Origin of the sequence: Acutalibacter caecimuris, assembly GCF_034335085.1 — a bacterium.
Classification (GTDB): domain Bacteria; phylum Bacillota; class Clostridia; order Oscillospirales; family Acutalibacteraceae; genus Acutalibacter; species Acutalibacter caecimuris.
Genome location: NZ_JAWXXJ010000066.1, coordinates 1 through 3,368 on the forward strand (window position 1 = coordinate 1; position 3,368 = coordinate 3,368).

General features: G+C 63.6%; 1 protein-coding gene and 1 pseudogene. One reads left to right on the forward strand and one right to left on the reverse strand.

From position 1 onward, the window contains the following. Positions 1–105: pseudogene (locus U8U01_RS17035) on the forward strand (IS5/IS1182 family transposase); the annotation flags it as partial. Between the two features lie 60 nt (positions 106–165). Here the strand turns inward: U8U01_RS17035 and U8U01_RS17040 are convergent. Continuing rightward, a complete protein-coding gene (locus U8U01_RS17040) occupies positions 166–2,811 on the reverse strand; it encodes a cation-translocating P-type ATPase (protein ID WP_322176783.1) in 2,646 nt (881 codons plus the stop codon). Positions 2,812–3,368: the final 557 nt, after the last annotated feature.

Genomic DNA, 3,368 nt, shown 5'->3' on the forward strand with positions numbered 1-3,368 from the left:
CTCAAAAGATGGCGCGGTATTGCTACGCGCTACGCCAAAAACGCCTCTTCCTTCGCCGCCGCTGTCCAGATCCGTTGTATTGCTATTTGGCTCCTTGTTTATTGACGACGCCATCTAAGGGACTTTTTTCAAAAAGTCCCTTAGGCCGCCGGAGGCAAGGGGGGGTTAGGGGTGCTTGGGGGGGCGGGGGTTTTTGCGGGGGACTTTTTTCAGGAGGAGTTTTTCGCCCTCTACGGCGGCCAGGGGGCACAGGGAGAGGCCCGCCACCAGCAGCCACTGGAGGGGGGTGAGGGCCGCGGTTTTGAAGATGGCGGCCAGGGGCGGGAACAGGATGACGCTGACCATCAGCAGGGCGCAGACCAGGCAGGCCAGGTTCAGCCGGGCGTTGGAGAAGGGGCCCACCTGCCACAGGGAGTGGGGGGAGCGCATATTATAGCTGTGCACCAACTGGGAGAGGCTGAGCACCGCGAAGGCCATGGTGCGGCCGATTACCGGCTGGGCGGGGTCGGGGTCGAACCAGACGCGGCCCATGGTATAGGCCAGCAGGGCCAGGGCCCCCACGAGGCAGCCCTCCACCGCCACGGAGAAACCCATGCCCCCGGCAAAAACGCTTTCGTCCCGGCGGTGGGGCGGGTCTTCCATCACATCCCGCGGGATGGGTTCGGCGCCCAGGGCCAGGGCGGGGAGGGAATCGGTGACCAGGTTGACCCACAGCAACTGGATAGCCAGCAGGGGGGCGGGGGCGCGCATGAGGAAGGCCAGGAATACCACCAAAATCTCGCCGATATTGCAGGAGAGCAGGAAGTGGATGGTTTTGCGGATGTTGTTATAGATACCCCGGCCCTCCCGCACGGCGGCCACGATGGTGGAGAAGTTGTCGTCGGTAAGCACCATGTCGGCGGCGGATTTGGCCACCTCGGTGCCGTTTTTGCCCATGGCGCAGCCGATGTCCGCAGCCTTGAGGGCCGGGGCGTCGTTGACGCCGTCGCCGGTCATGGCCACCACCAGGCCCCGGCGCTGGTAGGCCCGCACCAGCTTGACCTTGTGCTGGGGGGACACACGCGCAAATACCCGGCAGTGCTGAAGCTGGGCGGCCAGCTCGCTTTCGGAGAGGCGGTCCAGTTCGGGGCCGGTGAGGGCCTGGTCATGCTCGCCCGCAATGCCGATGCGCCGGGCTACGGCCAGGGCCGTGGCCCCGTGGTCGCCGGTGATCATCACCGGGGTGACGCCGGCCCGCTTGCACTCCAGCACAGCGGCCCGTGCCTCCGGGCGGGGCGGGTCCTCCATGCCGATGAGGCCGCAGAAGGTGAGGCCGCTTTCCAGTTGGCGGTCGTCACCGGGCAGGTGGGGCACGTCTTTATAGGCCACGGCCAGCACCCGCAGGGCCCGGCCGGCCAGGCGGGCGTTATCGGCCAAAAGACGGGCCTTGGCGGCCCCGGTCAACTCCACGGCGCTGCTGCCCCGCATCTGCCGGGTGCAGCGGGCCAGGAGCACGTCGGGGGCGCCTTTGGAGATGACGCGGTAGCCGTTTTCCGTGCGGTGGGCGGTGGTCATCATTTTGCGGGCGGAGGTGAAGGGGATCTCCCCGACCCGGGGGTAGGCCCGGTCCAGGTCCGGCTTTTTTTGGCGGCAGGCCCGGAGGAAGGCGGCCTCGGTGGGGTCACCGGCGGGGGTATCGCCCTGAAGCTCGGCATTATTGCACAGGGTGGCCAGGGCCAGGGCCTGCTGGGCCGCGGGGCTATCCAGGGGCTCGGCGCCAAAGGCACCGCTGTAGGCGGTGACGGACATTTTGTTCTGGGTGAGGGTGCCGGTTTTGTCGGAGCAGATGACCTGGGTGCTGCCCAGGGTTTCTACCGCGGGCAGGTGGCGGACAATGGCCCGCTTTTGGGCCATGCGCTTGACCCCCATGGCCAGCACGATGGTGACAACGGCGGTGAGGCCCTCCGGGATAGCGGCCACGCCCAGGCTGATGGCGATCATGAACATTTCAAGGGGCTGGATCTTTTGCAGCAGGCCCAGCAGGAAAATGGCCCCGCAGATGGCCACCACCCCCAGGCCCAGCACCTTGCCGGTTTGCCGCAGCTTGCGTTGCAGGGGCGTTTCGGGGGAGGATTCCTCCTCCAGCATACCGGCGATGCGGCCCACGGCGGTGTCCATGCCGGTGGCGCACACCAGCCCTACCCCCGCCCCGGCGGCAATGCCCGTGGAGGCGAACACGGTATTCCGCCGCTCGGCCAGGGGGGCGTTTTGGGCGCAGACGGTTTCGGCGTCCTTCTCTACCGGGGCGGACTCGCCGGTGAGGGCGGATTCCTCGGTGCGGAGCTCTACCGTGGAGAGCAGGCGCAGGTCGGCGGGGGCCATATCGCCGGCCCGGAGGATGACCACATCCCCCGGAACCAGGCCGGCGCTGTCGATGGTCTGGCGCTTGCCGCCACGGATTACCCGGGCATGGGGGGAGGAGAGCTTTTTCAGGGCGTCGATGGCTTTGTCGGCCCGGAGCTCTTGGACCGTGCCAATGACGGCGTTGCATACCACAATGGCCAGGATGATGATGGAGTCGATGTACTCGCCATTGCCCTGCATGGCCGAGGCCCAGAAGGACACAGCCGCCGAGGCCAACAGGATGAGAACCATGAAGTCTTTGAACTGGCTGAAGAAACGGGCTAGGACGCCCTGCCGGTGGGCAGGACGGAGCTGGTTGGGGCCGTGCCGGTTAAGGCGGCGGGCTGCCTCGGCCGGGGAAAGCCCTTGGTCAGGATTGGCGCCTAAAGCCTCGGCGGCTTGCTGGCGGTTGAGGTGATGAAGTTCCATGTTGTTCCCCCTAAGAGTAGTTGGTTAAGCTATATGTGCCGCCCCTATGGATTATGTGTGTTGCATTGCCCCTGGAACTCTGCTATAATGTTTTGTATGTGGTTGCTTTTTGGCCTCCGGCGGCCTGAGAGTTGGCATGGCCAACTCTTGGGCGTTGCCCCTTTGGAATCCCCACCACTTTTGAAAAAGTGGACAAAACTTTTGCGTGCGCTTGCGGGGACGCTGGCTGGAACCATTGGGTAGGGGGATGACGAAATGTTTATGTTTTTGTTTTTTTCTTGTTCTCTTTCTTTTTTAATGCGCACCTGGGTCACGCTTTAAAATGGGGAGGGGCATTTCTTAAATATAGTTGCTATGTGGTGCGATAGGATGTGTGCGGTCGAGCGGGCGGATGAGGGGAATAGAGCGGTGGGGGACGGCTTAAAAGTTTTGGGGGATTCCTAGATAGTGTCTACACAAGGTAGAGGAATTGTGATAGAATGGAAGCATCAAAAAAGACAGGAGAGGAAAAGATGGATGCTTCCTATCACAGACACGACATAAGCGATCAAGTGTGG

What these genes read in the sequence shown, in the direction of transcription:
- U8U01_RS17040 (WP_322176783.1), bottom strand. Translation starts at nt 2,811, where the DNA reads ATGGAACTTCATCACCTCAACCGCCAGCAAGCCGCCGAGGCTTTAGGC.